At 73.8% G+C, this 22,215-nt stretch carries 18 protein-coding genes; 17 read left to right on the top strand and 1 reads right to left on the bottom strand.

Annotated features, from left to right (window positions below; all coding sequences use genetic code 11):
• Positions 1–60: 60 nt before the first annotated feature.
• The gene (locus ETD85_RS23665) at positions 61–1,659 is read right to left on the bottom strand and encodes a carboxylesterase/lipase family protein (protein WP_138691957.1); all 1,599 of its coding nucleotides are present in this window, start codon (positions 1,657–1,659) and stop codon (positions 61–63) included.
• Positions 1,660–1,875: 216 nt separating this feature from the next.
• On the opposite strand from ETD85_RS23665, the gene ETD85_RS23660 reads away from it, so the two are divergent.
• The 17 genes from ETD85_RS23660 to ETD85_RS23580 all read left to right on the top strand — a co-directional run bounded on the left by ETD85_RS23660 (position 1,876) and on the right by ETD85_RS23580 (position 22,185).
• The gene (locus tag ETD85_RS23660; protein ID WP_206058492.1) at positions 1,876–2,421 is read left to right on the top strand and encodes an IclR family transcriptional regulator; all 546 of its coding nucleotides are present in this window, start codon (positions 1,876–1,878) and stop codon (positions 2,419–2,421) included.
• A 154-nt stretch (positions 2,422–2,575) separates the two neighbouring features.
• Positions 2,576–4,363 (top strand): aldehyde ferredoxin oxidoreductase C-terminal domain-containing protein, encoded by a 1,788-nt coding sequence (locus tag ETD85_RS23655; protein WP_170246805.1) that lies wholly within the window; start codon positions 2,576–2,578, stop codon positions 4,361–4,363.
• Between the two features lie 151 nt (positions 4,364–4,514).
• The gene (locus ETD85_RS23650; RefSeq protein WP_170246804.1) at positions 4,515–5,273 is read left to right on the top strand and encodes an SDR family NAD(P)-dependent oxidoreductase; all 759 of its coding nucleotides are present in this window, start codon (positions 4,515–4,517) and stop codon (positions 5,271–5,273) included.
• Positions 5,274–5,275: 2 nt separating this feature from the next.
• Complete coding sequence (locus tag ETD85_RS23645) at positions 5,276–6,616, top strand: class-II fumarase/aspartase family protein (protein ID WP_206058491.1); 1,341 nt, start codon at positions 5,276–5,278, stop codon at positions 6,614–6,616.
• Positions 6,613–7,560: a thiamine pyrophosphate-dependent dehydrogenase E1 component subunit alpha gene (locus tag ETD85_RS23640; protein ID WP_138691954.1), complete on the top strand. Its 948-nt coding sequence runs from the start codon at positions 6,613–6,615 to the stop codon at positions 7,558–7,560. The genes ETD85_RS23645 and ETD85_RS23640 overlap by 4 nt, the downstream gene beginning before the upstream one ends.
• Positions 7,553–8,527 (top strand): alpha-ketoacid dehydrogenase subunit beta, encoded by a 975-nt coding sequence (locus ETD85_RS23635; RefSeq protein ID WP_138691953.1) that lies wholly within the window; start codon positions 7,553–7,555, stop codon positions 8,525–8,527. The genes ETD85_RS23640 and ETD85_RS23635 overlap by 8 nt, the downstream gene beginning before the upstream one ends.
• A 38-nt stretch (positions 8,528–8,565) precedes the next feature.
• Positions 8,566–9,564 carry a sugar ABC transporter substrate-binding protein gene (locus ETD85_RS23630; RefSeq protein WP_138691952.1) on the top strand — a complete coding sequence of 333 codons (999 nt, stop codon included), beginning with the start codon at positions 8,566–8,568 and terminating at the stop codon, positions 9,562–9,564.
• On the top strand, positions 9,546–11,075 hold the full coding sequence (locus ETD85_RS23625) for a sugar ABC transporter ATP-binding protein (protein ID WP_206058490.1): 1,530 nt from the start codon (positions 9,546–9,548) through the stop codon (positions 11,073–11,075). Before ETD85_RS23630 ends, ETD85_RS23625 begins: the two co-directional genes overlap by 19 nt.
• On the top strand, positions 11,065–12,306 hold the full coding sequence (locus ETD85_RS23620) for an ABC transporter permease (protein WP_138691951.1): 1,242 nt from the start codon (positions 11,065–11,067) through the stop codon (positions 12,304–12,306). The genes ETD85_RS23625 and ETD85_RS23620 overlap by 11 nt, the downstream gene beginning before the upstream one ends.
• Positions 12,303–12,782, top strand: coding sequence for a VOC family protein (locus ETD85_RS23615; RefSeq protein ID WP_138691950.1), 480 nt, complete (start codon positions 12,303–12,305; stop codon positions 12,780–12,782). The genes ETD85_RS23620 and ETD85_RS23615 overlap by 4 nt, the downstream gene beginning before the upstream one ends.
• A 46-nt stretch (positions 12,783–12,828) precedes the next feature.
• Positions 12,829–13,701, top strand: a complete 873-nt coding sequence (locus tag ETD85_RS23610) for an amidohydrolase family protein (protein ID WP_138691949.1) — start codon at positions 12,829–12,831, stop codon at positions 13,699–13,701.
• A 31-nt stretch (positions 13,702–13,732) separates the two neighbouring features.
• Positions 13,733–14,821 (top strand): Gfo/Idh/MocA family protein, encoded by a 1,089-nt coding sequence (locus ETD85_RS23605; protein WP_138691948.1) that lies wholly within the window; start codon positions 13,733–13,735, stop codon positions 14,819–14,821.
• Positions 14,818–15,828 (top strand): LacI family DNA-binding transcriptional regulator, encoded by a 1,011-nt coding sequence (locus tag ETD85_RS23600; protein ID WP_138691947.1) that lies wholly within the window; start codon positions 14,818–14,820, stop codon positions 15,826–15,828. Before ETD85_RS23605 ends, ETD85_RS23600 begins: the two co-directional genes overlap by 4 nt.
• Before the next feature lie 438 nt (positions 15,829–16,266).
• On the top strand, positions 16,267–17,226 hold the full coding sequence (locus tag ETD85_RS23595) for an arabinan endo-1,5-alpha-L-arabinosidase (RefSeq protein ID WP_240779339.1): 960 nt from the start codon (positions 16,267–16,269) through the stop codon (positions 17,224–17,226).
• Between the two features lie 175 nt (positions 17,227–17,401).
• Complete coding sequence (locus ETD85_RS23590; RefSeq protein ID WP_138691946.1) at positions 17,402–18,442, top strand: LacI family DNA-binding transcriptional regulator; 1,041 nt, start codon at positions 17,402–17,404, stop codon at positions 18,440–18,442.
• A gap of 37 nt (positions 18,443–18,479) precedes the next feature.
• Positions 18,480–20,747, top strand: coding sequence for an alpha-xylosidase (gene yicI, locus ETD85_RS23585; RefSeq protein WP_138691945.1), 2,268 nt, complete (start codon positions 18,480–18,482; stop codon positions 20,745–20,747).
• Between the two features lie 10 nt (positions 20,748–20,757).
• Positions 20,758–22,185: a GH1 family beta-glucosidase gene (locus ETD85_RS23580; RefSeq protein WP_138691944.1), complete on the top strand. Its 1,428-nt coding sequence runs from the start codon at positions 20,758–20,760 to the stop codon at positions 22,183–22,185.
• Positions 22,186–22,215 lie beyond the last annotated feature (30 nt).

Genomic DNA, 22,215 nt, shown 5'->3' with positions numbered 1-22,215 from the left:
GTCCAGCGGCTCCTCGCCGTAGCCTCACCTCCGTCCCGCCGAGCGCCAGCCTCATGGCACTCAGCTCGCCTCCCACAGGTCGCAGTTGTGCTCGGCCGCCATGGTCGCCGACGGGACCGGCGTCGAGCGGCCTCCCGCGCGCAGCGACATGATCAGGGAGGTCCTGTTGACGTCCGGCCAGCCCGCCGAGCCCCGCGCCTGCGGCCGTCCCGTACGCGTGAACGCGCCCCAGTAGTGCACCATGTCCCGCGCCAGCCGGCGCTCGGCGGCGTCGAACGTGGGCGCGATCGGCGTCCCGTTGTCGAAGCTCGGCCACAGGTAGGCCAGCTCCGCCGCGTGCCCGGCGCCCCACTCGTAGCCGATCGGCTCCGGAGTCAGGCCGGGCCCCGTGCGGTGGTCGAAGCGGTAGCCGTACACGCGGGTGTGGGCGGACAGGGCCTCGATGAAGCGCAGCGTGGAGCAGCCGCCGATGCCCGCCAGAAAGCCCGAGTCCGTGAAGATCGCCCCCGTGAGGTACGCCGAGGTGAACTGGTCGGACTGCGCCGGCCACGGATACCGGGCCAGGACGGCGTCGGCCCGGCCGCCGAAGAGCGCGCGCACCCACTCCTCGTACCGCTGCCGGCTCCAGCCCCGGTTGCCCTGCAGGAAGGTACGGCCCTCGTCACGGTTGGAGCCCACGATCAGGGGCACCCGCTGGAAGCGGCCGGCCCGTACGGCGGTGTCGGGGCTCTCCGGCAGCACCGGGCCGCCGTGCACGAACGAGGTGAACTGCGGCCCGTCCACCAGCCGCGCCGCGCTCAATGCCCGCAGGCACGCGACGGCCGCCCCGTCGTCGGGGCAGCCGAGCGTGGCCGCGATGGACGTGCCGGACTGCTCTCCCTCGGCCACCGGGCGGCTGACGCAGGAGCCGCTCTGGATGATGCCCCGGCCGAAGAGCCCGGCCGAGGCGGGCGCGGTCAGGTGGGCGCAGACGGAGAACCCGCCCGCCGACTCCCCGTCGATGGTCACCTGCCGGGGATCGCCGCCGAACGCGCCGATGTTGCGCCGCACCCAGCGCAGCGCCGCCTGCTGGTCGAGCAGGCCGTAGTTGCCCGACTGCCCCGCCTCCGCGGTCAGCGCCGGATGGGCGAGGAAGCCGAGCACGCCGAGGCGGTAGTTGACGCTGACCACGACGACGTCCTCGAGCTGGGCGATCAGCGTGCCGTCGTGCTGGTTCGCCGAGCCGTTGACCAGGCCGCCGCCGTGGATCCAGAACAGGACGGGCAACCGCCGGCCGGCCTGCGTGCCCGACGGGCGGAACACGTTCAGGTAGAGGCAGTCCTCGGTCTCCGAACGCGGGCCGTTGGAGCCGGCGGCGGCCGGGCACCGGTTGCCCCACCGGGCCGCGTCGCGCACGCCGCTCCAGGATCGGGCCGGTCGCGGGGCCCGCCAGCGCAGGTCGCCGACGGGCGGGGCGGCGTACGGGAGGGCGAGGAAGCTGTCCACGCCGCCGGCGCGCGCACCGCGTACGAGACCCGTGTCGGTACGCACCACCGGCCGGTCGGCGACCGGCGAGGCGGCGGCGGGGAGCGGGACGAGCGGCGAGGCGGCGAGGAGCACCGCTGCGGCGAGGACGGCCGGCGATCTCCGGCGACGGGACGGCGAGGGGGTGGGCGCCATGTGCACGACTCCTTCGGAGAACGGGACGGAAGGGGTGGTTGCGCCCGAAACATACGAGCCCGAGCGAGCCTGCGATACCGCGTTCACCGCTGGACGGAAGACTTTCGCACCAAGAACATGAGACGGAGGTGAGGGGTCGACCGGAGGAGGCGGCGGTCATGACCACGACCAACGGCGCGACGGTCCACAGCGGCGTCCAGGGCGGCGTCCAGGGAGGTGGCCGCGCTGGCCCCGCGCGGGCTGGGGCTGCGCGAGGCGGCCATGCCGTTCCTGGAGGACCTGTACGAGGCCACCCACCAGCACGTCCAGCTCGCCGTCCTGGACGGGCCCGACGTCCTGTACCTGGAGCGCATCTCCAGCAGGGACGCCGTCGGGGTGCACGGCCGCGTCGGCGGCCGCGTCCCCGCGCACGCCACGGGCGTCGGCCTCGTGCTGCTGGCCTACGCGCCGCCGGCCGAGCAGGAGCGGTACCTGGCGGGGCCGCTGGCGACGTTCACCGACCGGACCATCGCCGACTCCGGCCGGCTGCGGTGGGCGCTGGCCGAGGTGCGGCGCGACGGCTACGTCATCAGCGACCGGCAGGTGACGCTGGACGCGGTGTCGGTGGCGGCGCCCGTGCGGGACGCGGCCGACGAGGTCGTCGCGGCCCTGTCGGTCGTGGTGCGGCTCGGCGATCCCCGGCCGGGAGCGCTCGTCCCGCCCGTCGTCTCGGCGGCCCGCGGCCTGTCGCGCCGGCTCCTGGCCCACCCGGACCGGCCATGAGCAGGCCGTAGCAGGCTTGCGCCCGCCCCGCGTCATGTGATGTCGTGCCGCTCCAGGACCGGCGGAGGGCACGCGCCGCGGGACACCCGTCTCCCGCGTGGCCGCCCGACGTCGTGCGCCGACCCCTTTTTCTTCATGCGCAGGAGGCTTTGCCGTGCCGTTCATCGTGAACTTGACCAGCGGAGACGTCGAACGCGAATATCGCTCGGCCGAGCCCGGCCACTATGGCGGCTCGATACTGGGGCTGCGGCTGCTGGCCGAGCGGACGCCGGCCGGGCTGGACCCGTACGATCCGCGGGCCCTGCTGTACGTGGCGGCCGGGATGCTGGGCGGGACGGCGGCGCCCGGGCTGGCCAAGGCGGTGTTCCTGGCCAAGTCGCCGTTGACGGGGGTGGCCGGCGAGGCGCACGCCCTGGGCCCGTTCGCTGCGGGGATGCGCGGGGCGGGCGCCAAGGCGCTGGCGGTGACGGGGCGGGCCGGGCGGCTGTCGTACCTGCTGATCGAGGGCGGGGAGGTCTCCCTGCACGACGCGCGCGAGCTGCGCGGGCTGGGCACCGGCGCGACGACCGACGCGCTGCGGGCCAGGCACGGCGCGGCGGCGCACGTCGCGGCGATCGGTCCCGCCGGGGAGAACCTCGTGCGGTACGCGAGCGTGGTGACCGATGGCGCCTACGCCGCCGGCCGGTACGGGCTCGGCGCGGTCTTCGGCGCCAAGAACCTCAAGGCGATCGTGTGCGCGGGCGACGCCCCGGCCGAGGTCGCCGACCCCGGCGTGGTCGCCGGGGTGGCCGCCGCCTACCGGGCCGCGCTGAGCACCAACCCGCTCGCCGCGCTGCAGGCCGGGGAGCCCGGGTTCGCCGGGTGGGTGGGCGACCCGCTCGACCCCGGGTACGCCTCCGTGCGGAACTTCTCCGTCCCCGGCGCGACCGGGATGCGGGTTCCCGGCGCGACCGGCTACGACGGCCGGGCGGTGGCCACCACGGGCGCGTGTCCCGGCTGCCCGAACGACTGCCTCAAGGTGTACGCGCCGGACATCCCCGAGCGGCGCTCCGGCGGGCTGGGCCAGGAGGCGTTCCTGTCGCTCGGCTGGAACCTCGGGATCGACGACCTCGACACCGTCCTCACCGCGAACGCGCTCTGCAACGACCTCGGCCTCGACCCCGTCTCACTCGGCGGGACGCTCGCCTTCGCGATGGAGTGCGCGCAGCGCGGCCTGCTGGCGGGCGGGCCCGCGTTCGGCGCGGCGGCGGCGCTGCCGGGGCTGATCAGGGACGTCGCGGCGCGCGGCGGCGCCCTGGGCGACCTGCTCGCCGAAGGGGCGGCGCGGGCGGCGGCAAAGCTGGGGCCGCGGACGGCCGCGTACGCGATGACCGTCAAGGGGGCGGAGCTGCCCTGCTTCGACCCGCGGATCCAGCCGGGGATCGGGCTCGGGTACGCCATCGCGCCCGGCGGCCCCCGCTACGACGCCCTGGAGCACGACCTCGACTTCGACCCCGACGCCGGGCTGGCCTACAGCTTCCCCGAGGCCCGGCGGGTGGGGGCCGAGCCCGCGCCGGTCGCCCTGCTGGACGCCGAGCGGGGGCGGCGCAGCGCCCGGCTGCTGCGGCTGTGGAGCGGGCTCGACGCGCTCAACCTGTGCGTGTTCGCCTCGACCCCGACCAGGCCGCTGACCATCGACCGCCTGACCGCGCTGGTGACCGCCGTGCTCGGGACCTCCTTCACCCTGGAGGACCTGCTGGCGGCCGGGCAGCGGCGGCTGGACGGGCTGCGGACGTACGCGGTCCGCGAGGGCGGCGGCGGACCCGACGAGCTGCCGGACCGGATGCACGACGAGCCGATCACGGAGGGCCCGCACCGGGGGGCGGTACTGGAGCGGGCGGCGTTCGAGCGGGCCCGCGCCGCCTTCCACGCCGAGCTCGGCTGGCACGACACCGAGGTCTGACCCCGGGCGCGGAGCCCGCGGGCGAGGCCCGCGGGCGTTAAGCCGGGGGAAATTTCCCAATAAAAACGATTGACCTCCCTCTTGTTCCGTTTGTGAGGCCGCTGCTATGTTCAGGTCAATCGTTTGAATGGACAGAGGGAGACCATCGGGGATGGCTGTCACGATCGACCTGACGGGCCGCACGGCACTCGTCACGGGTGGCGCGGGAGGTCTCGGGTTCGCCTGCGCCCGCGCGCTCGCCGACGCCGGAGCGGACGTCGTGCTCTCCGACCTGGAGGGGCCGCGGCTCACCGAGGCGGCGGCCGAGCTGGGCGTGCCCGCGCGGGCGGCCGACCTCACCGACCCGGCCCAGGCCGCGGCCCTGGCGGCGGGCCCTGACCGGATCGACGTGCTGGTGAACTGCGCCGGGATCATGCGCACCACCCCGCTGCTCGACATCGAGCCCGCCGAGTGGCTGCGGATCGTGGACGTCAACCTGAACGCCACGTTCTGGCTGACCCAGGCCGTCGGGCGGCGGATGGCCGAGCAGGGCGGCGGCTCGATCGTCACCCTGGCCTCGGTCGCCGCCCGCTCGGGCCGGCCGAACGCCGCCCACTACTCGGCCACCAAGACCGCGCTGCTGTCGCTGACGAAGTCGGCGGCCGAGGCGCTGGCCCCGGTGCGGGTGAACGCGGTCTGCCCCGGCGTGTTCCTGACGAACATGTGGGACGACATCATCAGCGACCGCGACCGGCGCTTCGGACCGGACGCGGGCCACGGCTACCTCAAGGAGGTCAGCGAGCGCTCGCCGCTGCGGCGTCCGGGGCGGCCGGCGGAGGTCGCCTCCGCGGTGCTGTTCCTGGCCAGCGACCTGGCCTCGTTCATCACCGGCCAGGCGCTGAACGTCGACGGCGGACTGGAGATGAGCTGATCGTGCGCCAGACGTTCAAGCTGCTGCCCGAGCTCTTCGGCGACGACGGCATGACGGAGATCTTCTCGGCCGACCGGACCGTGGCGGCCTGGCTGCGCACCGAGGCCGCGCTCGCCCGGGCGCAGGCCGAGGCGGGCGTGATCTCCGAGACCGACGCGCGGGCCATCGCCGGGGCGTGCGTGCCGGGCAACATCGACGTGGAGCGCCTCTGGTCGGAGGCCGTCAACGTCGGCTACCCCATCCTCCCGCTGGTGCGGATGATCGCCGCGGCGCTGCCCGACGGGCCCAACGGCCGCGTCCACTACGGCGCGACCACGCAGGACATCATGGACACCGGCCTGGCCCTGCAGATGGGCGAGGCCCTCGACCGCCTGGCCGAGCTGCTCGGCTCGTTCGGCGACGCGCTCGCCCGGCTCGTGGCCGCGCACGCCGGCACCGTCGTCGCCGCCCGCACGCACGCCCAGCAGGCCGTACCCACGACCTTCGGGGCGAAGATGGCGGTGCTGCTGGCGGAGACGGCCCGGCAGCGCGAGCGAGTGAGCGCGGCGGCGCGGCAGGTGCGGGTCGTGTCGCTGTTCGGCGCCGGCGGCACGTCCGCGGCGATGGGCGAGCGCTCGTCGGAAGTGCGCGAAGGGCTGGCCGGCCGGCTCGGGCTGCGCACGACCGAGGTCCCGTGGCACGTGGCCAGGGACGGCGTCGCCGAGTTCGGCGTGACCTGCGCGTCCCTGGCGGCGACGGCCGCGCGCTTCGCCCGCGAGGTCGTGGACCTGTCGAGGACCGAGGTCGGCGAGGTGCGAGAGGCGGGCGGCCACCACCGCGGCGCGTCCTCGACGATGCCGCAGAAGGCCAACCCGATCGGCTGCGAGGCCGTCATCGGCATGTCGGGCACGGCGGGGGCGCTCAGCTCCGGCCTGTTCCGCGCGATGGAGGCCGGGCACGAGCGGGCGGCGGGCGAGTGGCAGGTCGAGTGGTACGTCGTGCCGCTGCTGGCCGAGCTGGCCGCCGGCGCGCTGGCCACGGCCGCCGAGGTGACCGCCGGGCTGCGGGTCTACCCCGAGGCCATGCGGGCCAACCTGGGCGCGGAAGGCGGCCTGATCATGGCCGAGGCGTACATGATGCGCCTGGCCCCCGCGCTCGGCCGGGAACGGGCGCACGACCTGGTCTACAAGGCGGCGCACGAGGCGCGCGAGCACGGGCGGGAGCTGGCCGACGCGCTGCGCGAGGTCGCCGGGCCCGACGACCTCGCCAGTCTGGGCGCGCTGCCCATCCCGCCCGAGTCCTACATCGGCGATGCGGAGGCGATCTGCGCCGCAGCCCTGGACGCATGGAGGAATGAGCGATGAGCGAGAGAAGGCTCGCGGATCTGCTGGCCATGTGGCGGATCCGCGCGTTCGAGGAGAAGGTGCGCGACCTGCGGGCCGAGGGGCCCGTCGTCGGCTCCGTGCACCTGTGCATCGGCCAGGAGGCCATCCCGGTCGGGGCGTGTGACGAGCTGGAGCCGCAGGACGCGCTGTTCGCGACCTACCGCGGCCACGGCTGGGCGCTGGCCAGGGGCGTGCCGGCGGAGCCGCTGTTCGCCGAGCTGATGGGCCGGGCGACCGGCGTCAACGGCGGCCGGGGCGGCTCGGCGTACTTCACCGCCGCCGAGTACGGCTTCCACGGCGAGAACTCGATCGTGGGCGCGGGCGCGCCGATCGCCTGCGGCGCGGCGCTGGCGGGCCGCTTCGACGGCTCGAACCGGGCCGCGGTGACCGTCTTCGGCGACGGCGCGATGAACCAGGGCGCGGTGCACGAGGCGATGAACTTCGCCGCCGCCTTCGCCCTGCCCGTGGTGTTCGTCTGCGAGAACAACCGCTATTCCGAGCTGACCCCGATCGCCGACATGGTGCGCAGCCCGCGCCTGGCCGGCCGCGCCGCGGCGTACGGCATGCCGGGGCACCGGATCGACGGCAACGACGCCGAGGCGGTGCGCTTCCACGTGCGCGACGCCCTGGAGGTCGCCCGCGAGGGCGGCGGGCCGACCCTGCTGGAGTGCATGACCGAGCGGCTGGTCGGCCACTACATCGGCGACGCCGAGACCTACCGGCGGCCCGGCGAGCTGGAGCGGATCAAGCGCCGCGAGCCGATCGCCCGGCTGCGCGCGGGCCTGCTGGCCGACGGCGTGCCCGCCGCCGAGATCGACGCGGTCGAGCAGCGGGCGCGGGCCGAGATGGACGCGGCCGCCGCGGCCGCGCTGGCCGCGCCGTTCGCCGACCCCGCCACCGCGAGGGAGCACCTGTATGCCTGACCTGTCCTACGGCGAGGCCGTGAACGCCGCGCTGCACCGGCTCATGGAAGAGCTGCCGGAGACCCTGGTGTACGGCGAGGACGTCGGCGTGCCCGGCGGCGTCTTCGGCGTGACCAGAGGGCTGCGCAAGCAGTACGGCGAGCGCGCGTTCGACACCCCGATCAGCGAGTCGGCGATCCTGGGCAGCGCGGTGGGCGCGGCCATGATGGGCCGCCGCCCGATCGTCGAGATCATGTGGGCCGACTTCTCCCTCGTGGCGCTCGACCAGATCGTCAACCAGGCGGCCAACGTGCGTTACGTGTCGGGCGGCCGGCTGCGGGCGCCGCTGACGATCCGCACCCAGCAGGGCAACGCGCCGGGGGCCTGCGCGCAGCACTCGCAGTGCCTGGAGGCGCTGTTCCTGCACGTGCCGGGCCTGCGCGTGTGCATGCCGAGCACCCCGCAGGACGCCTACGACCTGCTGGTCACCGCGGTGCACTGCGACGATCCGGTGCTGGTGATCGAGAACCGGACGCTGTACTTCGGCCGGAAGGAGCCGGTCACCACCGGCGGCCCGGCCAAGCCGATGGGCGCGGCGCGCACCCGCCGCGCCGGCTCCGACGTCACGATCGTCACCTGGGGCGCGATGACGGAGCGGGTGCTGGCGGCGGCCGGGGCCCTGGCGCTGGACGGGATCGAGGCCGAGGTGCTGGAGACGCCGTGGCTCAACCCGTTCGACACCGAGGCGGTCGTGGACAGCGCCCGCCGCACCGGCAGGCTGGCGGTCGTCCACGAGGCGAACGTCACCGGCGGCTTCGGCGCGGAGGTCGTCGCCCGCGTCGCGGGGGCGGGGGTGCCGCTGCTCGCGCCGCCGATCCGGATCGGCACGCCCGACGTGCGGATGCCGGCCGCGCAGGTCCTGGCGCAGGCCCTGGTGCCTGACGCCGAGCGCATCACGGGGGATGTACGGGCCCTGATCAAGGGCTGACACCCATTAGTCAAACGATTGACTCCAGCAGGAGAACCATGAAGAAGGCAATCCTCGTCGCCGCCGCCCTCCTCGCCGGCGCGACGGCCTGCGGCTCATCGTCCACGGGCACGGGCACAGGCACGGGCACGGGCTCGTCCGGCGACGGCAAGAAGGAATACACCGTCGGGGTCTCGAACCTCGGCCTGAGCTTCCCGTTCCCCGCCGCCATCGGCAAGGGCATCAAGGAGGAGGCGGCCAAGCTCGGCGTGCGGATCGTCGAGCTCGACGCGCAGGGCAAGGCGGACAAGCAGAGCAACGACATCCAGGACCTCATCGCCCAGCAGCCCGACGGCGTGCTCATGCTGCCCGTCGACTCGGGCGTGGCGCAGGGTCTGGCCGACCGGCTCAAGGCCTCGGGCGTGCCGACCGTGGCCGTCGCCTCCCAGGTCGGCGACCCCAAGACGCGGCAGCTCAAGGACGTCTACCCCGGCCTGGTGGCGCTGGTCACCCAGGACGAGTACGCCGCGGGCGGCAAGGCGGGCGAGATCGCCGCCTCCGTCGTGCCGGGCGGCGGCAAGCTCGCGATCGTGGAGGGCGCGGCCGGGTTCGCGGAGGTGGTCAACCGCTTCCAGGAGTTCCCGAAGGCGGCCGCGGCCAAGGGCGCGACGTACGAGGTCGTGGCCCGCCAGCCGGGCGACTGGGTGCAGGACAAGGCCCAGTCGGCCTGCCAGAACATGCTCTCCTCCAGCCCCGGCACCCAGCTCTTCTACGCCCAGTCCGACGACATGGCCGTGGGCTGCGCCAAGGCCGTCACGGCGGCCGGGTCGAAGGCCAAGATCGTCGGCATCGGCGGCAGCAAGCTCGGCATCGACGCGGTCAAGTCGGGCGCGATCTCCGGCACCGTCTGCTACAAGCCCGAGGACCTCGGCAAGCTGGCGCTGGACACGCTCTACCGGCACCTGACCGGCGAGCAGAAGCAGGACGCGGCCTTCGTGACCTACGACACCCCGGCGATCACCAAGGACAACCTCGCCGATTGCACGCCGCAATGGTAGGGCCGCCGCTGCTGTCCATGGAGGGCATCGGCAAGTCGTTCCCGAACGGCACGGTCGCGCTGCGCGCGGCCCGGCTCACCGTCCATCCGGGCAGCGTGCACGGCCTGGTCGGGGCGAACGGCGCGGGCAAGTCCACGATGATCAAGGTCATCGCCGGCGCCCACGAGCCGACCTCCGGCGTGGTGCGCTGGAAAGGCGAAGAGGTCGTCTGGCGCGCGCCCGGCGCGGCCAGGAAGGCCGGCGTGGCGACGATCATGCAGCACGTGCCGCTCGCGCCCACGCTGAGCGTGCTGGAGAACGTGTTCCTCGGCGCACGCGGCCCCTGGCGGCTGCCGCGGGCCAGGCGCGCGGAGTTCGCGCGGCTGCTCGAACGGGTCGGCTACGCCATCGACCCCGACGCGGAGGTGTCCGGGCTGGCCATCGGCGAGCGGCAGATGGTGGCGATCCTGCAGGCCCTGGCCACGGGCGCGGAGCTGGTCGTGATGGACGAGCCGACCGCCTCGCTGGCCGAGGGCGAGCGGCAGGTGGTCTTCGACGTGGTGCGCCGGCTGTCCGCGCAGGGCACGGCCTTCCTGTACGTGTCGCACTTCCTCGACGAGGTGCTCTCGCTGACCGACCGGATCACCGTGCTGCGCGACGGCACGGTGGTGGAGGAGGGCGAGACCGCGGGCTACGACGAGGACCGGCTGGTCCAGGCGATCGTGGGCCGCGACCTGCTGGCCGTCGAGCGCAAGGCCGCCGCGCCCCTCGCGGACGACGCCCGCGTGCTGCTGTCGGTGCGCGGGCTGAGCTCGCCGGCGGGCGTGCGCGAGGTGTCGTTCGAGGCCAGGGCGGGCGAGGTGATCGGGATCGCCGGGCTGCTCGGCTCGGGGCGCTCGGAGCTGCTGCACGCCGTCTACGGGGCCGACCCGCGGGCGCGCGGCGAGGTGCTGGTCGAGGGCCGCCCGCTACGCCGCACCCCGCGGGCCGCGGTCGCGGCCGGCATGGCGCTCGTCCCCGAGGACCGGGGCGCCCAGGGCCTGGTCGGCACGTTCCCGATCTGGAAGAACATCTCGCTGCCGCACCTGCCGGCGCTGTCGTCCGGACGGGCGCTGCCGCGCGAGCCCGCCGAGACCGAGCGGGCCGTGCGGGCCATCGCCGATCTCGGCATCGTCTGCCCGGGTCCGGGCGCGCTGCCGGGCGAGCTGTCCGGCGGGAACGCGCAGAAGGTCGTCTTCGGCAAGTGGCTGTACGGCGGCGCGCGGGTGTTCCTGCTCGACGAGCCCACCGCGGGCGTGGACGTCGGGGCCAAGGCCGACATCCTCGAGCTCGTCCGCGCGTTCGCCGCCGGCGGCGGCGCGGTGCTCGTGGCGAGCAGCGAGTTCGAGGAGATCCTCGCCGTGGCGACCAGGGTGCTGGTCGTGCGCGAGGGCCGGATCGTCGCCGAACGGGCGGCGCACGAGACCTCCGAGGAGGAGTTGCTGATGCTGGCGAACGGATTCGGCGAGGGAGGCGCCCGCGATGCCGCGTGAATCCGGCACGGGGGCGGGACGCTCCCGCCTGGCGGCGGCACTCAGGCCGGGCAACGCGGGCGTGGTCTACGCGCTGCTGCTGATCGTCGCCGTCCTGACCCTGCTGTCCGCCCAGCTCGGCCGCCCGCCCTACCTGTCGGCGACGAACGTCATCAACATCCTCGACCAGTCGTCGCTGATCGCGATCCTCGCCGTCTTCACCACGGTCGTGCTGATCAGCGGGAACTTCGACCTGTCCGTGGCCTCCGTCGCCGCGTTCTCGGCCGCGACCGTGCTCAGCCTGGTCGCGCCGCTCGGGCTGCCGGTCGCGATGGCGATCGCGCTCGGCGCGGGGCTGGTGTGCGGGGCGGTGAACGGGCTGATCGTGCAGCTGGTCGGCATCAACGCCTTCATCGTGACGCTGGGCACCATGACGGCGGTGCGCGGGCTGGTGCTCATCCTGACCGACGGCCGGACGATCACCGCCGAGGACCCCGAGGCCCAGCAGTCGCTGATCGCCCTGCAGGCCGGTTACTGGACGGTTCCGCACCTCCCGGCCCTGCTCGGCGCGGCGGCCGTCGTCGCCGGGGCGGTCATGGCACTGCTGGCCCGCCGGTCGGGCGGCCGGCCGGTCGCGGGGATCGTCACCGCCGCCGCCGGTGCCGTCGCCCTCGTGCTCGACCCGGTGCTCGGGTTCGATCTGCGCCTGAGCAAGCCGACGTACTATCTGATCGTGATCGCCGCGATCACCTGGGCGGTGCTGCGCTACACCGTGATCGGCCGCCGCCTGTACGCGGTCGGCGCGAACGCCGAGGCCGCGCGCCTGTCCGGGATCAACGTCAACCGCTACAAGATCGGCGCGTTCGTCCTGAACGGGCTCGGCTCCGGCTTCGTCGGCGTGCTGTTCGCCGCCAAGCTCCTCGCCATCAACCCGACGGGCCTGCAGGGCACCGAGCTGACCGTGCTGGCCGCGGCCATCCTCGGCGGCACCTCGCTGTTCGGCGGCCTGGGCAGCGTGCTGAAGTCGGTGGTCGGGGCGCTCATCCTGTTCACCCTGGACAACGGCTTCAACGTGCTGAACCTGGGAGCCAACTACCAGGGCGTCATCGTGGGCACGGTCGTCGTCGTGGCCGCCGCCATCTACACGGTGGCCGGGCGCGCCCGGCAGGTCCGCCGGATCCGCGAGCCCCGGTCCTCACCACCCCAGCCGGCCGGACCGCCGGCCGGCATCAGGCAGGAGTCATTGCGATGAGAGGCGTCTGGCACTTCTCCTTCACCGTCGCCGACCTCGACAGGTCCGTGGACTTCTACCACGGCCTGCTCGGGTTCACCCTGGTGCACCGGCAGGAGCAGGACAACGACTACACCCGCAGGCTCGTCGGCTACCCCGACGCCGTCCTGCGCGTCGCCCAGCTCGCCGTGCCCGGCCAGCCGCGCGGCCTGTCCACGCACGACCTGGAGCTGGTCGAGTACGTACGGCCGAGGGGCGAGCCCCGCGACCCGGCCCGCCACCTGCCGGGGGCGGCGCACCTGGCGCTCACCGTCGAGGACGCCCGCGCCGAGCACGCCCGCCTGTCGGCGGCCGGGGTCCGCTTCGTCAACCCGCCGGGCGAGATCACGGCGGGCGTGAACAAGGGCGGGTACGCCTGCTACTTCCTCGACCCCGACGAGATCACCCTGGAGCTGGTGCAGCCGCCCGCGCGCGCCTTTGACACCTCCGCCGGGTAGCTCTACGTTGTGCACGCTCAATCGATTGATCATGGGAGGAGGCCCGATGCCCGTCGTCGACGCCCACCAGCACTTCTGGAACCTGGAGACGGGGTCCTACCCCTGGCTGACGCCCGAGGCCGGGCCGATCCACCGGACGTTCGAGCCCGCCGAGCTGATCCCCCAGCTCGCGGCGGCGGGGGTGGACCGCACGGTCCTGGTGCAGTCGATGGACTCCTACGCCGACACCGACGCCATGCTCGCGCAGGCCGACGCCCACCCGTTCATCGGCGCGGTCGTGGGCTGGGTGCCGCTGGACCGGCCGGACGAGGCGGCCGCCGCGCTGGAGCGCTACCGGCGCCATCCCCGCTTCGCCGGGGTCCGGCACCTGATCCACGACGAGCCCGACCCCGACTGGGTGGTGCGGGACTCGGTGATCGAGGGGCTCGGGCTGCTGGCGGCCGCCGGGCTGCCGTTCGACGTGGTCGCGGTGCTGCCCCGGCACCTGGAGCACGTGCCGGTGCTGGCCGAGCGGGTGCCGGGCCTGCGGATGGTGATCGACCACCTCGCCAAGCCGCCGATCGCGGAGAAGGGCTGGGAGCCCTGGGCGTCGCTGCTCGCCCGCGCGGCCGAGTGCCCCGGCGTCTACGCGAAGGTGTCGGGACTCAACACGGCCGCCGTCACAGGGGCCGGCACAGGGGCCGGCACGGAGACGTGGACCGGCGCGGACCTGCGGCCCTACGTGGAGCACGCGATCGAGGTGTTCGGGCCCGACCGGCTGATGTTCGGCAGCGACTGGCCGGTGGCCCTGCTGGCCGGCGACTACGCGAAGGTGTGGCGGGAGACGGGCGTGGCGCTGGCCGGGCTCTCCGACGCCGGCCGGGCGGCCGTGCTCGGCGGCACCGCGACCCGCTTCTACCGCATCCAGGAGACCTCGTGACCCGCCCGCCCGCCATCCAGGAGATCAGATCATGATCGACGTTTTCGCGCCCATCGCGGCCGCGGCGGACCTGTCCGTCCCGGCCGGGCACCGGCTGCCGATCGCCGTCGTCGGCGCGGGCGCCATCGTGGACGTGGCCCACCTGCCCGCCTACCGGCAGGCCGGGCTGGAGGTGTGCGGCCTGTACGACCTCGACGCCGGCCGCGCCGCCGAGGTGGCCGCCCGGCACGGGCTGCCCGGGACGTACGGCTCGCTCGGCGAGCTGCTGGCCGACGAGCGGGTCGCGGTGGTGGACATCGCCGTCGCGCCCGAGGCGCAGCCCGGCATCGCCAGGGCGGCGCTGGAGGCGGGCAAGCACCTGCTGTGCCAGAAGCCGTTCGCGCCCGACGTGGCGACCGGCGCGCGGATCGTCGAGCTGGCGGCGGCCCGCGGGCTGAAGGTCGCGGTGAACCAGCAGCTCCGCTTCGACGAGGGCATCGCCGCCGCCCGTGCCATGGTGCGCGCGGGCTGGATCGGCGAGCCGACGGCGATGACGTTCACCGTGAACATCCTGACCGACTGGAGCGCCTGGGACTGGCTCGTCACCACCGACCGGCTGGAGATCGTCTACCACTCCATCCACTACCTGGACGCGATCCGCTCGATACTCGGCGACCCGGAGCTCGTCTTCTGCACCGGCAGCCGCACGCCGGGCCAGGCCGCCAAGGGCGAGACCCGGACGATGAGCACGCTGGTGTACCCGGGGGACGTGCGGGCGCTCGTCCACGTCACGCACGAGAACCGCACGGACGACCAGGAGGCGTCCTTCCGCATCGACGGCACGGAGGGCGCGATCAAGGGCACGCTCGGCCTCCTGTACGACTATCCGCACGGCCGCCCCGACACCCTGGCCGTCAACAGCCGGGTGCTGCCCACCGACGGCTGGCTGCCGTACCCGGTGACGACGCGGTGGCTGCCGGACGCGGTCGCGGGGCCGATGGGGTCGCTGCTCGCGGCGATCGCGGACGGCGGCGAGCCCGAGACCTCCGGCGCGGACAACCTCGGCACGCTGCGCCTGCTCGACGCCCTCTACCGGTCGATGGACAGCGGTCAGAGCGTGCGCCCGGGATCGCCGGCATGAAGCGCGCCAGGGTGACGCTCGCCGACGTCGCCGCGCTCGCCCGGGTCGACCGGGCCGTCGTCTCCCGCGTCGTCAACAAGGACCCCACGCTCAACATCCGGCAGGAGACGCGCGAGCGGGTGCTGGCGGCGATCGACGAGCTGGGTTACCGGCCCAACGTCGCCGCGCGCAGCCTGCGCACGGCCCGCGCGCACATGTTCGGGCTGTTCATCCCCGACTTCGCCAACCCCGTCTACGCGGAGATCATCAAGGGCGCGGAGGCGGAGGCGGCCTCCCTGGGCTACGTGCTGGTCACCGGCAGCGCGACGGGCGCGGGGGCCGGCGAGTACATGGACCGGCTCGGGCAGGGCCGCATCGACGGCCTGCTGCTGGCCGGGACCAGGGAGGACCCGGGGCTCGTCGAGCAGCTCGACCGGGCGGCCGTGCCATGGCTCATGCTCAACAACCGCAGCACGAGCGTCAAGCGCTACGTCATACTCGACGACGAGCGGGCCGCCGCGCTGGCGGTGGAGCACCTCGTACGCCTCGGCCACCGGCGCATCGCCCACCTCGCGGGCCCGGCCGGGGCCGACACGGCCGCCCGCAGGTCGGCGGGATATTCGGCGGCGATGCACGAGGCCGGGCTGCCGGAGGGGCCCATCGTGGCGGCCGACTACACCCCGGCGGGCGGCGCCGCGGCGATGGCCGGGCTGCTGGCCGGCCCCGAACGGCCGACGGCGGTGTTCGTGGCGAACGTGGCCTCGGCGATCGGGGCCATGGAGGGCGTCAGGGCGGCCGGGCTGGAGATCCCACGGCACGTCTCGATCGTCGCCGTGCACGATCTGGACCTGGCCAGCTACCTGTTCCCGGCGCTGACCACGGTGCGGATGCCGCTGGCCGAGCTGGGCCGGCGGGGGGTGACGCTGCTCGGCAGCCTGAAGCCGGACGACACGGTGGCCGAGGTGCTGGCGGGACCGATAGAGCTGATCCAGCGCCGCTCCACCGCTCCCCCGCCGCCGGGCGGCTGACCACTGCGGCGATGCCGCCGGCCGGCGGCTGACGACTCCACCGCTCCCCCCGCCGGCCGGCGGCTGATGGTGACCGGCCGGGCCCCGGCCGTCGTGCCGCACCCGCGCGGGGCGGGTGCCGATCTCGGTTGGTCTGGCGCTGTGGCGCAGCTCCGGCAGGCCTGTTAGCGTTAACATCAATTCGCGAAGCGGCTTGAACTTACGAACGCTGACAGGGCCTGTCAAGGGCCGGTGCGCGCCGGCCGCCCCGATCCCGCGGCCGACCGGGCACGCCTGGCCGGACCCCGATGTAAGTTTCACGGTTCGCGGCGGCAGGGTTGACGCCCGGGAAAGGCCGCACTTACATTTCCACCGACGCACCGGCGCAGCGTCCCGGCAGGCGCACGGCACGGGCGAGTTCACGCCTCCGCCGCCTGTTCACCCCATCGAGGAGGACCCTTGCGCCGCCTGCCCCGCATCATCGTCGCCGCACTCGCCGCGCTGCCGCTCCTGGGCGGCTCGCTGGCCTACCCGGACCCCGGCCGGGTCACGGGAGACGTCGTGGTGCACGACCCCACGATGATCCGCACCTCGTCCGGCTACGTCGTCTACTCGACGCACGGCTATCTGGAGGCCCGCACCTCCACCGACCGGATCAACTTCACCCGCGCCGGGTCCGCCTTCGGCTCGCCGCCGTCGTGGTGGCGGACGTACTCGCCGGGCAACGACCCGTGGGCGCCGGACGTCTCCCAGCAGGGCGGGAGATACCTGATGTACTACGCGGTCTCCAGCTTCGGCTCCAACAACTCCGCGATCGGCCTGGCCACCAGCTCCACCGGCCGGCCCGGCTCGTGGAGCGACCAGGGCATCGTCTACGCCACCAGCACGAGCTCCGACCACAACGCCATCGACCCGAGCCTCCTGGTGGACTCCTCCGGGCGGTGGTGGCTGAGCTTCGGCTCCTACTGGACCGGCATCCGCATGATCCGGCTGAACCCGTCGACGGGCAAGCAGCTGTCCTCCGACCAGACGCTCTACCACCTGGCCACCCGCCCCGACGCCCCCTACGCCGTCGAGGCGCCGGCGATCGTCCGGCACGGGAGCTACTACTACCTGTTCGCCTCCTACGACCGATGCTGCGCGGGGACCGACAGCACGTACAAGATCAAGGTCGGCCGGTCCAGCAGCCCCACCGGCCCGTACACCGACCGCTCCGGGCGCTCCATGCTGAGCGGCGGCGGCACGCTGGTCCTGGAGACCCACGGCCGCTTCATCGGCCCCGGCGGCCAGAGCATCCTGCACGACAGTGACGGCGACCTGCTCGTCTACCACTACTACGACGGCGCGGCCGGCGGCACGCCCAAGCTCGGGATCAACCTCCTGGGCTGGGACTCGGCGGGCTGGCCCTACGTGTACTGACGGTCCGGGCGGACGGGGCGCGGTCCGCGGGCCGCGCCCACTCCGCCTGCCGGATTTAGGACATCCGATTCGACGGCATTGACATCCCCACAAACCGGACTTTAGGTTTGTGCGAAACGTTTCGACCGCCAATTCGGCCACTCCACGGTCGACGGCTCCGAGGGGTCGGAGGGGAATGCCTTCGCTACGAGACGTGGCCGAGCGCGCACAGGTCGCGGTCAGCACCGTGTCCGCCGCGCTGAACGGCACCCGCCCGGTGGCGGCGGCGACCAAGCTGCGCATCGAGCAGGCCGCGGCCGAGCTCGGCTACCGCCCGAACCTGCTGGCCCGCGGCCTGCAGAGCAAGCGCACCCGCATCCTGGCGCTGCTGTACCCGGCCCCGCGCGGCGGGTTCGGGCTGACCGAGATGCAGTTCGCGACCGGCGCCGCCGAGGAGGCCCGCGAGCTGGGCTACCACCTGCTGCTCTCCCCCGAGAACGCCGACCCGATCGAGGAGCTGCGCCACCTCACCGGCCTCGGGCTGGTGGACGGCGTGCTGCTGATGGAGGTGCGCCTCGACGACGAGCGCGTGGACTTCCTGACGCGGGCCGGCGTCGCGTTCAGCATGATCGGGCGGACCCGCGAGCCCGGCCCGATCGACTACGCCGACATCGACTTCGCGGTCACGGCCAGGGACGCGGTGGCGCACGTGGCCGGGCTCGGGCATCGCAAGCTGGCCTTCTTCAACCACTCGACCGACGCCTACGCGGCGCAGTACGGCCCGGCCATCCGCGCGGGAGCGGAGCTCGCCGGGGCCGCGGCGCTGGCCGGGATCGGCTACGTGGACGACTTCCGCCCCGGCTCGGCCGAGGAGGGCGGCCGGGCGTTCGAGGCCCTGCTGTCCGCGCACCCGGACGTGACGGCGCTGGCCGTGATGGACGACCACGTGGCGGTCGGCGTGCTCGCGGCCGTGGCGGCGCGCGGGTGGCGCGTTCCCCGCGATCTGACGCTGATGCTGGTGCTGTCCTCCTCGCGGGTCGCCGAGATGTTCCGTCCCAGGCTGACGACGATGGAGCCGCCGAGCGCCGAGCTGGGCCGGCTCGGCGCCCGCCTGCTGATCGACCGCCTGGAAGGCCGGGCCCGGTCCCTGGGAGAAGGCGGGCCGCGGCAACGGCTCGTGCCCTGCCGGCTGGTGATCGGTGACAGCTCCGGGCCCCCACGCCGGCAGGTCCCATGACACCCCTCGATCACGGCGACTCCCAGAACGGATCGGCATGAAGTTCAAAGACGGCTATTGGCGGATGCGTCCAGGAGTGCGGGGTGAGTACGCCGCGTCGGCCCACGACGTGACCGCGGACACCGCGTCGCTGCGGGTGCTGGCGCCGACGCGGCCGATCACCCGGCGCGGCAACACCATCGACGGGCCCGTGCTGCGGGTGGACCTGTCGTCGCCGATGCCGGACGTGATCAGGGTCCGCGCGGTGCACTTCGCCGGGTCCGTCCCGGCCGGGCCGGCGTTCGAGGTGCGCGACGAGCGGCCCGGGGTGGAGATCGCCGTGGACGGCGAGGAGGCCGGCCTGACCAGCGGCGCCCTCACCGTCCGGGTGCGGCGGGACGCGCCGTGGGAGCTGTCGTTCAGCGCGGGCGGGCGCGAGCTCACCCGCAGCGCCGGCAAGAGCCTCGGCATCGTGCACGACGCCGAGGACCGGCACTTCATGATCGAGCATCTGCGCCTGAGCGCGGGCGAGCTGGTGTACGGCCTGGGCGAGCGGTTCGGCGCCCTCGTGCGCAACGGGCAGGCCGTCGACAGCTGGAACGACGACGGCGGCACCAGCAGCGAGCTGGCCTACAAGAACGTCCCCTTCTACTTCACCAACCGGGGTTACGGGGTGTTCGTCAACCATCCCGGGCGGGTGTCGTTCGAGGTGGCCTCGGAGAGCGTCTCGCAGGTGCAGTTCAGCACCGAGGGCCACGACCTGGAATACCTGATCATCCACGGGCCCTCCCCGGCCGACATCCTGCGCCGCTACACCGCGCTGACCGGCCGGCCCGCGCTGCCGCCCGCCTGGTCGTTCGGGCTGTGGCTGTCCACGTCGTTCACCACCGACTACGACGAGGCCACGGTGACGTCGTTCGTGGACGGGATGGCCGAGCGCGACCTGCCGCTGAGCGTGTTCCACTTCGACTGCTTCTGGATGCGGCAGTACCGGTGGTGCGACTTCGAGTGGGACCCCGAGGTGTTCCCTGACCCCGAGGGCATGCTGCGGCGGCTGAAGGAACGCGGGCTGCGGGTGTGCGTGTGGCTCAACCCGTACATCGGGCAGGCGTCGGCCCTGTTCGACGAGGGTGCGGCGGCGGGACATCTGCTGCGCCGCCCGGACGGGACCGTCTGGCAGGATGATCATTGGCAGGCGGGGCGGGCGCTGGTGGACTTCACCTCGCCGGCCGCCAGGGAGTGGTACGCGGGAAAGCTGCGCGGGCTGCTGGACATGGGGGTGGACGCGTTCAAGACCGACTTCGGCGAGCGCATCCCGACCGACGTCGCCTACGCCGACGGCTCCGACCCCGAGCGGATGCACAACTACTACAGCCTGCTCTACAACCAGACCGTCCACGACGTGCTGGCCGAGCGGCGCGGGGCGGGCGAGGCCGTGCTGTTCGCGCGCTCGGCCACGGTCGGCGGGCAGCGGATGCCGGTGCACTGGGGCGGCGACTGCGAGTCGACCTACGAGGCGATGGCCGAGTCGCTGCGCGGCGGGCTGTCGCTCGGGATGGCCGGGTTCGGGTTCTGGAGCCACGACATCGGCGGGTTCGAGGGGCGTCCGGATCCGGCCGTGTTCAAGCGGTGGGTGGCCTTCGGGCTGCTGTCGTCGCACAGCCGGTTGCACGGGAGCGGGTCGTACCGGGTGCCGTGGCTGTTCGACGAGGAGTCGGTCGAGGTGCTGCGCTTGTTCACGCGGCTGAAGGCGCGGCTGATGCCCTACCTGTACGGCGCCGCCGTCCAGGCGACGACCGACGGGCTGCCGATGATGCGGGCGATGCAGCTGGAGTTCCCCGGGGACCGGGCGTGCGACTACCTGGACGCCCAGTACATGCTGGGGCCGGATCTGCTGGTGGCGCCCGTACTGTCCACCGAGGGCGACATTTCGTATTACGTACCTGAGGGGGTGTGGACCCGGCTGCTCGACGGGCGGAGCGTGACCGGGCCCGGCTGGCGAACCGAGCGGCACGGGTTCGACAGCCTGCCGCTGCTGGTGCGGCCGGGCGCGGTGATCGCGACCGGCGCAAGGGAGGACCGGCCCGACTACGACTACGCCGACGGCGTCACCCTGGACGTCTACGAGCTCGCCGACGGCGCGAGCCGTACCGTGACCGTCCCCGCCCTGGACGGCGGGGCGGGCGCCGTGTTCGAGGTGTCCCGCGCGGGCGATCGCGTGCGGGCCCGTCGCGTCCAGGGCTCCCCCGCGCCCTGGCGCCTGCAGTCAGCGGGGATTCTCGGCACCGCCGAGTCCGGCACCGATCACATCGAGATCACTCTTTAGGAGCAGCCGCATGACCGCTTTCCCCGAGAATTTCCTGTGGGGCACCGCCACCGCCGCCTACCAGGTCGAGGGCGCCTGGAACGAGGACGGCCGGGGCCCGTCGATCTGGGACACCTTCTCCCACACCCCCGGGCTGGTGGCCAACGGCGACACCGGTGACGTGGCCTGCGACCACTACCACCGGCTGGAGGAGGACCTCGACCTGCTGGCCGGGCTCGGCGTGGGCGCCTACCGCTTCTCCATCTCCTGGCCGCGCGTGCAGCCGGGCGGTCGCGGGCCGCTCAACCAGCCCGGCGTGGACTTCTACTCCCGGCTGGTCGACGGCCTGCTCGCGCGCGACATCGCCCCCGTGGCCACCCTGTACCACTGGGACCTGCCGCAGGAGCTGGAGGACGCGGGCGGCTGGCCCGAGCGCGACACCGCGCTGCGCTTCGCCGAGTACGCCCGGCTCATGGGCGAGTCGCTCGGCGACCGCGTCCGCGCCTGGATCACCCTGAACGAGCCGTGGTGCTCGGCCTACCTGGGCTACGCCTCCGGCGTGCACGCCCCGGCCAGGACCGACCACGCCGCCGCCCTCGCCGCCGTGCACCACCTGAACCTCGGCCACGGCCTGGCCGTCCAGGCGCTGCGCTCGACCGCGGCCCGCGGCGCGCAGATGTCGGTCACGCTCAACCTGCACCACGTGCGCGGCGTGTCCGAGGCCGACGCCGCCGTCGTGCGCAAGGCGGACGCCCTGGCCAACCGGGCCTTCCTCGGCCCGATGCTGGAGAGCGCCTACCCGCGCGACCTCATCGAGGCCACCGCCGCGGTGACCGACTGGTCGTTCGTCCGCGACGGCGACGAGGCCGCCGCCTGCCAGCCGCTGGACGTGCTCGGGGTCAACTACTACAACCCGACCCTGGTGCGCCAGTGGGACGGCGGCTCCGCGAAGGAGACCGCAGACGGGCACCAGGACGGTGCCGCCTCGCCGTGGATCGCGTGCGAGGACGTCGAGTTCGTCCAGCAGCCGGGTCCGTACACGGAGATGGGCTGGAACATCGACGAGACCGGCCTGACCGAGCTCCTGCTGCGCCTGCACCGCGACTATCCGGGCCTGCCCACGATGATCACCGAGAACGGCGCCGCGTTCCCCGACGCCGTGGACGCCGACGGCCGCGTCCACGACGAGCGCCGGGTCGACTACCTGCACCGCCACCTCTCCGCGGTGGCCGAGGCCATCGAGGGCGGGGCGGACGTGCGGGGCTATTTCGTGTGGTCGCTGATGGACAACTTCGAGTGGGCGCACGGGTACGCCAAGCGGTTCGGCGTCGTCCGCGTGGACCGCGACACGATGGAGCGCACCTGGAAGGACAGCGCGTACTGGTACCGCGACGTGGTCGCCGCCAACGCGCTGCCCACGGGCTCGCCGGCGAGCACCGAGGCCGAGCCGGTCCGCTGACCCGCTGCGGCGGGCGGGTCCGCGCGCGGC

This window comes from Nonomuraea zeae (genome assembly GCF_005889725.1).
GTDB lineage: Bacteria > Actinomycetota > Actinomycetes > Streptosporangiales > Streptosporangiaceae > Nonomuraea > Nonomuraea zeae.
The sequence above is the reverse complement of the archived record's forward strand: the minus strand, read 5'-3'. Positions and strand labels throughout refer to the sequence as shown.

Coding starts and splice junctions, on each gene's coding strand:
- yicI (WP_138691945.1), top strand. CDS start 18,480: ATGAAGTTCAAAGACGGCTATTGGCGGATGCGTCCAGGAGTGCGGGGT.
- ETD85_RS23590 (WP_138691946.1), top strand. CDS start 17,402: ATGCCTTCGCTACGAGACGTGGCCGAGCGCGCACAGGTCGCGGTCAGC.
- ETD85_RS23615 (WP_138691950.1), top strand. CDS start 12,303: ATGAGAGGCGTCTGGCACTTCTCCTTCACCGTCGCCGACCTCGACAGG.
- ETD85_RS23640 (WP_138691954.1), top strand. CDS start 6,613: ATGAGCGAGAGAAGGCTCGCGGATCTGCTGGCCATGTGGCGGATCCGC.
- ETD85_RS23600 (WP_138691947.1), top strand. CDS start 14,818: ATGAAGCGCGCCAGGGTGACGCTCGCCGACGTCGCCGCGCTCGCCCGG.
- ETD85_RS23650 (WP_170246804.1), top strand. CDS start 4,515: ATGGCTGTCACGATCGACCTGACGGGCCGCACGGCACTCGTCACGGGT.
- ETD85_RS23630 (WP_138691952.1), top strand. CDS start 8,566: ATGAAGAAGGCAATCCTCGTCGCCGCCGCCCTCCTCGCCGGCGCGACG.
- ETD85_RS23635 (WP_138691953.1), top strand. CDS start 7,553: ATGCCTGACCTGTCCTACGGCGAGGCCGTGAACGCCGCGCTGCACCGG.
- ETD85_RS23665 (WP_138691957.1), bottom strand. CDS start 1,659: ATGGCGCCCACCCCCTCGCCGTCCCGTCGCCGGAGATCGCCGGCCGTC.
- ETD85_RS23580 (WP_138691944.1), top strand. CDS start 20,758: ATGACCGCTTTCCCCGAGAATTTCCTGTGGGGCACCGCCACCGCCGCC.
- ETD85_RS23620 (WP_138691951.1), top strand. CDS start 11,065: ATGCCGCGTGAATCCGGCACGGGGGCGGGACGCTCCCGCCTGGCGGCG.
- ETD85_RS23610 (WP_138691949.1), top strand. CDS start 12,829: ATGCCCGTCGTCGACGCCCACCAGCACTTCTGGAACCTGGAGACGGGG.
- ETD85_RS23605 (WP_138691948.1), top strand. CDS start 13,733: ATGATCGACGTTTTCGCGCCCATCGCGGCCGCGGCGGACCTGTCCGTC.